Origin of the sequence: Streptomyces sp. ISL-94 (assembly GCF_018614075.1) — a bacterium.
GTDB lineage: Bacteria > Actinomycetota > Actinomycetes > Streptomycetales > Streptomycetaceae > Streptomyces.
On record NZ_JAGGOZ010000125.1, the window covers coordinates 24,942 to 32,085 of the forward strand.

General features: G+C 69.0%; 5 protein-coding genes. All 5 read right to left on the reverse strand.

Annotated features, from left to right (window positions below):
• Positions 1 to 78: 78 nt before the first annotated feature.
• Positions 79 to 309 (reverse strand): preprotein translocase subunit SecG, encoded by a 231-nt coding sequence (gene secG / locus J7E94_RS31855; protein ID WP_215020308.1) that lies wholly within the window; start codon positions 307 to 309, stop codon positions 79 to 81.
• A gap of 142 nt (positions 310 to 451) precedes the next feature.
• Positions 452 to 1,240: a triose-phosphate isomerase gene (gene tpiA / locus J7E94_RS31860; protein WP_215020302.1), complete on the reverse strand. Its 789-nt coding sequence runs from the start codon at positions 1,238 to 1,240 to the stop codon at positions 452 to 454.
• A 6-nt stretch (positions 1,241 to 1,246) separates the two neighbouring features.
• The gene (gene pgk, locus J7E94_RS31865) at positions 1,247 to 2,458 is read right to left on the reverse strand and encodes a phosphoglycerate kinase (RefSeq protein ID WP_215020303.1); all 1,212 of its coding nucleotides are present in this window, start codon (positions 2,456 to 2,458) and stop codon (positions 1,247 to 1,249) included.
• Between the two features lie 141 nt (positions 2,459 to 2,599).
• A complete protein-coding gene (gene gap, locus J7E94_RS31870) occupies positions 2,600 to 3,607 on the reverse strand; it encodes a type I glyceraldehyde-3-phosphate dehydrogenase (protein ID WP_215020304.1) in 1,008 nt (335 codons plus the stop codon).
• Between the two features lie 209 nt (positions 3,608 to 3,816).
• Positions 3,817 to 6,783, reverse strand: a complete 2,967-nt coding sequence (locus J7E94_RS31875) for a M14 family metallopeptidase (RefSeq protein ID WP_215020305.1) — start codon at positions 6,781 to 6,783, stop codon at positions 3,817 to 3,819.
• Between the last annotated feature and the right edge of the window lie 361 nt (positions 6,784 to 7,144).

Genomic DNA, 7,144 nt, shown 5'->3' on the forward strand with positions numbered 1-7,144 from the left:
TACTGGTTCCAGTCTTGGACGGCGGACCTCATGATAGGCCGGGCGTTGCCCACCGGACTGCCGGAATGGCCAGAACGGTCAGCTGCTCGACTTCAGCAGCAGGCCGAGCGCCATGATGCACGCGAACCACAGCAGACCGACCACGACGGTGATGCGGTCCAGGTTGCGCTCGGCGACGGAGGAACCGCCGACCGACGACTGCATGCCGCCGCCGAACATGTCGGAAAGGCCGCCGCCCTTGCCCTTGTGCATCAGCACGAGCAGCATCAGCAGGGCGCTGAAGACGATCAGGGCGATCGAGAACCCCATAATCACGGCTGATTCCTACTTTCTGGCTTTTCTGGCTTTCCGGCTGCGCTGGGGATGTGCGCGGGGGCCGGTGGCTGGTGTCCAGCCTCCGGCCCCCGCAAGGGTACGACGGATCCGCCCTACCGCATACTCACCGTGGTGCCTACTGGTCGCGGAAGCGGACGATCTTCACGAACTCGTCCGCGTCCAGCGCCGCGCCGCCGATCAGGGCGCCGTCGACGTCGGGCTGGGCCATGATCGCCGCGATGTTCCCGGACTTCACCGAGCCGCCGTACTGGATGCGGACCTTGTCGGCCAGCTCCTGCGAGTACAGCTCCGCGAGGCGGCCGCGGATCGCCCCGCAGACCTCCTGGGCGTCCTCGGGGGTGGCGACCTCGCCGGTCCCGATGGCCCACACGGGCTCGTACGCGATCACGATGGACTCGACCTGCTCGGCCGGGATGTCCTTGAGGCCGCCGTCGAGCTGGGCCAGCGTGTACGGGACCTGCTGTCCTGCCTTGCGGATGTCCAGGCCCTCGCCGACGCAGAGGATCGGGGTGATCCCGTGCTTGAAGGCGGCCTTGACCTTGGCGTTGCAGAGCTCGTCGTTCTCGCCGTGGTACTGGCGGCGCTCGCTGTGGCCGACGGCCACGAACGTGCACTTCAGCTTCGACAGCATCGGGCCGGAGATCTCGCCGGTGTAGGCACCGGAGTCGTGCGCCGAGATGTCCTGGGCACCGTACTTGATCTTCAGCTTGTCGCCGTCGACCAGGGTCTGGACCGAGCGCAGGTCGACGAAGGGCGGCAGGACCGCGACCTCGACGGCGTCGTAGTCCTTGTCGTTGAGCGCGAAGGCGAGCTTCTGGACGTGGGCGATGGCCTCGAGGTGGTTGAGGTTCATCTTCCAGTTGCCCGCCATCAGCGGGGTGCGGCCGTTTTCGACAGCAGTCATTACGGGTCAGCCCTCCAGGGCGGCGAGGCCGGGGAGCGTCTTGCCCTCGAGGTATTCGAGGGAGGCGCCGCCACCGGTGGAAATGTGGCCGAAAGCGTTCTCGTCGAAGCCGAGCGTACGCACGGCGGCGGCCGAGTCGCCGCCACCGACGACGGTGAAGGCGTTGCTGTCGACGAGGGCCTGCGCGATGGCGGTGGTGCCACCGGCGTAGTCGGGGTGCTCGAAGACGCCCACGGGACCGTTCCAGAAGACGGTCTCGGCATCGGCGATCTTCGTCGCGTACAGCTCACGCGTCTTGGGGCCGATGTCCAGGCCTTCCTTCTCCTTCGGGATCCCGTCGGCGTCGACGGTCTCGAAGTCGGCCGGGGTCTTGCCCTTGAGGTCGGGGAAGTCCTTGGAGACCAGCACGTCGACCGGGAGCACCAGCTCGACGCCGGTGTCCTTCGCGCGCTGCATGTACTCCTTGACCTTCGGGATCTGGTCCTCCTGGAGGAGGGAGATGCCGACCTCGTGGCCGAGGGCCTTGAGGAAGGTGTAGGCCATGCCGCCGCCGATGAGGATGCGGTCGGCCTTGCCCAGGAGCTGGTCGATGACGGCGAGCTTGTCGGAGACCTTGGCGCCGCCGAGGACCACCACGTACGGGCGCTTGACCTCGTCGGTCAGCTTCTTCAGGACGCCGACCTCGGTGGCGATGAGGTAGCCGGCCGCGTGCGGGAGGCGCGCGGGGAGGTCGAAGACCGAGGCGTGCTTGCGGTGGACGGCGCCGAAGCCGTCGCCGACGTAGACGTCGGCGAGCTCCGCGAGCCGGTCCGCGAAGGCGCCGCGCTCGGCGTCGTCCTTGGCGGTCTCACCGGCGTTGAAGCGCAGGTTCTCGATGACGGCCACCTGGCCGTCGGTGAGGGCGGCGACGGTCTCCTTGGCGGAGTCCCCGACGGTGTCGGTGGCGAACGCGACGTCCGCGCCGAGCAGTTCGCCGAGCCGCTTGGCGGCCGGGGCGAGGGAGAAGGCCGGTTCCGGGGCGCCCTTGGGGCGGCCCAGGTGCGAGGCCACGATGACGCGGGCGCCGGCTTCGGCGAGCTTCGCGATCGTGGGCTGGACGGCGCGGATGCGGCCGTCGTCGGTGATGGTGCCCTCGGCCAGCGGGACGTTGAGGTCCGCGCGGACGAAGACCCGCTTGCCCTTGACGCCTTCGGCGAGCAGTTCGTCGATCGTCTTCATGTGTTTCTACTCCTTGTGAGCCCTTCACTCGAAGGGCGAGGAAGGGAGAACGAGGCAAGCAACAGGGCCCGTGCGGCGCTTCGTCGCGCTGCCGGACCCTGTGCTCACATCGTGGTGCCTTGCCTTGGAACCGGGGCGACCTTAGAGCTGGCCACCGACGAAGACCGTGAGGTCCACGAGACGGTTGGAGTAGCCCCACTCGTTGTCGTACCAGCCGACGACCTTGACCTGGGTACCCTCCTGAACCATGGTCAGGGAGGAGTCGAAGGTGCAGGACGCGGGCCAGTTCACGATGTCGGAAGAGACGATCGCGTCCTCGGTGTAGTCGAGGATGCCCTTCAGCTGACCCTCAGCGGCCTTCTGGAAGGCCGCGTTGATCTCTTCCACGGTGGTCTCGCGGGAGAGCTCGATGACCAGGTCGGTGACCGAGCCGGTCGGGACCGGGACGCGCATGGCGATGCCGTCCAGCTTGCCCTTCAGCTGCGGAAGGACCAGCGCGGTGGCCTTGGCGGCACCGGTGGAGGTCGGGATGATGTTCTCGGCGGCGGCGCGGGCGCGGCGCAGGTCCGAGTGCGGGAAGTCCAGGATGCGCTGGTCGTTCGTGTAGGCGTGGACCGTCGTCATCATGCCCTTGACGATGCCGAAGTTCTCGTCGAGGACCTTGGCCATCGGCGCCACGCAGTTGGTGGTGCAGGAGGCGTTGGAGATGACGTGGTGGTTGGCCGCCTCGTACTTGTCCTGGTTGACACCCATCACGATCGTGATGTCCTCGTCCTTGGCCGGAGCCGAGATGAGGACCTTCTTCGCGCCGGCCGCGATGTGCTTGGCGGCGTCGGCCTTCTTCGTGAAGATGCCGGTCGACTCGATGACGATGTCGGCACCCAGCTCGCCCCAGGGCAGATTCGCGGGGTCGCGCTCGGCGAAGGTCTTGAAGGTGTTGCCGCCGACCGTGATGGTGTCGGCGGTGTGGGAGACCTCGTGCTTGAGGCGGCCCAGGATCGTGTCGTACTTGAGCAGGTGCACCAGGGTGGCGTTGTCAGTCAGGTCGTTGACACCGACGATCTCGATGTCCGCTCCCTGCTCCAGGAGCGCCCGGAAATAGTTGCGGCCAATTCGGCCAAAACCGTTGATGCCTACGCGGATCGTCACGAACCGATCTCCTCGTTGGTGCGCCGGTAAGTGCGCCGGCGAGCTGTATGGGATGTCCCCGACCGCTTATGACCCTACCTCTCCGTGAGCTTCTGAGTGACATCGACCGGGGCCTGACACACCCCGGAGCCCCGTACCGGACGCGCCGATGCGGGACCCCGGGGCCTTTCTGCTCTGTTACTCAGGGTGAGCGGCGAGCGAGCCGCTGGTCAGCGGTTCAGGGTGCGCAGCGCCTTACCGACGAGTAGGGCACGGTCCGCCGGGGCCGGCAGGTGTTCCAGGCCGAAGCCGAGGAGGACGGTGTCACGCGTGGTGACGGCCGCGTAGGACTTGAACAGCTCGCCCGACCGGGACCAATCGCCCGGAACATCAGGGCTTCCGGCAGGTGCGCCCTGGGCGGTCCAGACCCCGAGGGAGGTCTCGAAGCCCTCCACGGCCTGGTCGGCGCCGCCGACGGACAGGCGCGCCTCGTCCGCGAAGACCCCGCGGCCGCCGGAGCCCGGGTCGGTGATGTAGGCGAGCGAGACCTCGACCTGCTTGCCGGCGTAGGCGCTCAGGTCGAAGGAGACCTGCTTCCAGCCGCCGGAGGAGCCGGTGAAGCTGTTCCACGCCCCGCTGGTGCCCTTCGGGGCGCAGCCGCCGCCCTCCAGGGTGAGGTAGCGGCGCAGGAAGGGGTGGCCGTTGACGAAGAAGCCTGCCCCGCACTCCTCCGGAACGGTCGTGCTGCTCAGGCCGCCCGCGTCCGGCAGGGTCGTCCAGTCGTCCCCGCCGGCCGTACGGGCCTCCAGGGCGGCGTGGTCGTAGCCCTGCTCGGTGTTCCAGTTGAGGGCGAACTTGAGCTGCGGCTTGTCCGTGGCCTTGACCTGGGTGAGGTCGAGGGTGCGGGTGAGCCGCTTCCAGTCGTCGTCGGTGTGGAGGGCCGAGGCCATCCCGGTGCCGGCGTAGGGGGCGTACGGGTTCACGACCCCGGCGAACTGGCCCGCCTGCGCGCTCCTGAACTGCGGGAACTGCGCGGGGGCCAGGGTCTCGGAGGTCACCGTGTAGGAACCGGGAGCATTGAGCGGGTTGCCCGCGGCGTCGCCGAGGCCCCCCTTGGCCCCGGTCAGGGCTCCGGCGCCGGTGAACCCGGTGGCGCCGCTGACACTGGTACGGCCGTACGCGCCGAGCCAGTACTGGCTGAAGTCGTCGGTCACGGCCCGGCCGACCTGGGCGTTGCCGCCCGCCAGCTCACCGGCCTCGATCAGCTTGCCGCCCTCGTTCAGGAAGTCCCGTACGGCCAGCTGCGTCTCGCCGCCGGGGGTCTTGGCCCCGGTGTAGTGGACGGCCGTACGGAAGTGGGAGAGGACGCCGAGGTGGTGCGGGACGCCCTGCGTCGCCGTGTCCCAGACCGCCGCGGACTTCCCGTTGGCGCGCAGGGCGTCGACGTAGGCCTGGGCGTGCTGGGCCTTGGCGCCCTCCTCGGCGATCACCAGCACGTCCGCGCGCGGCCGTTCGGCCACGGTGTAGGTGAAGTGCTCGCTGGAGACCTGCTTGCCGGAGCGGTCGCGGCCGGTGAACCAGGCCTCGACCTTGTCGCCGGGCTTCGCGCCGTCCACCTTGGCCCGGTATTCGTCGAACCAGTTGTTGTCGTCGCCGCCGTAGACCTCGCCGCCCTTCCAGGCCTTGAGCTCCTCGTCGTGCGTGCGGCCGCCGTTGATCCGGAAGTTGAGCTCCTTGTCCTTCAGCGCCTTGCGTGCCGTGACGGAGACCGTCTGGTCCTCGCCGCGTGCCGCGTAGGAGGTGGTGAAGGGGTCCAGGGTGAAGTCCGCGGCGCTCAGGCCCACGGCGGACGCCGGCCGGTCCGGGTGCGCGGCGCTCTCGCCGACCGTGAGGGCGAAGGGGACGTTCTTGGCGAACTCCGCCTGGATCAGCTTCTCGTCGTCCGGGAAGTTGAAGCCGGAGGCGCAGTCCTCGGGCTTCCACCGGTCGTTCGGGTCGATCGCGGAGGCCGTCTGGCAGGTGGTCATCTCCGGCGTGAACATCATGACGCCGTTGACGTTGGAGGCGTGGCCGTCGGCCTCGCCGTTGGTGGTGTAGAGCTCGGAGGAGACCTGCGGGTAGTAGCCGGGGACGGCGGGGTTCTCCGGGGTGCCGGCGAGCGCCTTGTAGGCGACGTCGTCGGGGGTGGGGGTGGCCACCTGCCAGCCCACGCCGTAGAGCAGCAGCTCGGCGGCGGAGTGGTAGTTGACGGCGTACTCGAAGCCGATGCGCTTCTCGAAGGCGTCGAGGGCGACGGTCTCGGGCTCGGAGGCTGCCTTGGGGCCGCGGTAGGTCTCACTGGCCTGGTTCGGCGAGGAGCCCTCGTTGTCGTAGCCCCACTTGAAGGCGAAGTTCCGGTTGAGGTCGACCCCGTCGCCGGGGGTGATCTTGCCGTCGCCGTTGTTGTCGCGCAGGTTCTTGCGCCACAACCGCTCGCCGTCGGGCGCGTGCGTGTAGTCGTACCCGTCCGGGTTGGCGGAGAGCAGGAACCACAGCTCGGTGGAGTCGACCAGCCGGGTGATCCGGGGGTCCTTGCCGTAGTTGTCGAGGGTGTGGTGCATCAGCCGCCGGGTCATCTCGGGGGTGATCCACTCACGGGCGTGCTGGTTGGACATGTAGAGCACGGAGGGTTTGTCGCCGTCCTTGGTCTTCTTGGCGTTCTTGCTGACCTTGAGGGCCAGGATGTCCTTGCCCTGGAGGGTCTTGCCGATGGAGACGACCTTGGTGAGAGCCGGGTTGGCCTGGGCGGTGGCGAGGATCTCCTCCTGGAGGCCGCCCTTGCCGCTGTACGGGCGGAACACCCCGTCGCCGGCGGCCTTCGCCCGGGCCAGGCCCTCGGCGGCGACCTTGCGTTCGGCGAGCTTGACGCCCCGGGCGGCCAGCTCCTTGGCCTGCCCGCCGGTGAGGAAGAGCTCGACCTTGGCCGTGCCCGTCTCCGGGACGCGCTCGGTGAATTCGTGGGCGTCCTGGCCGGCGGCGAGGACGAGCGGGACCTGCTCCCGGTCGATGTCGGCGTCGTAGACCCGCACCTCGTCGGCGCCGGGTGCGGAGCCGGTTCCGGAGCCGGGCTGGGCCTGGGCCGCGGCGGGTAGTGCGGCAAGTGTGGTTCCGAAGACGAGTGCGCTTGCGGCGAGGATCAGTCTCGCGCGGTGCCTCATGTGCCCCCCTGGGCGTCGTCTGCCACGAAAGCGTTGGGACGACAGGCTCACGATCCGCCCATGGCCATGTCAATGGGGCCTACCGGAAGGGGTCCGCACGAGTGATCGTGCGGACCCCTTCCGGCGTACGGACGTACGGGCACTGCGGCGCGGCTAGTGCTGTGGCCGGAAAGGTTCACCGGGTCGCGACGCTCCCCCGGCTACCTCCCCCGGACTCCGTCCGGGGGGACCCCCACGGAGGTGCCCCCAAGCACGGCACCTCGCCGCGTTGTCGGACCGCGCAAGTACGTCCAGTACGAGCCGCGGCCCTCCGCCTTGCGATGCACCGCACCGGACGCCGCGCCCCGGCACACCTTCCCGG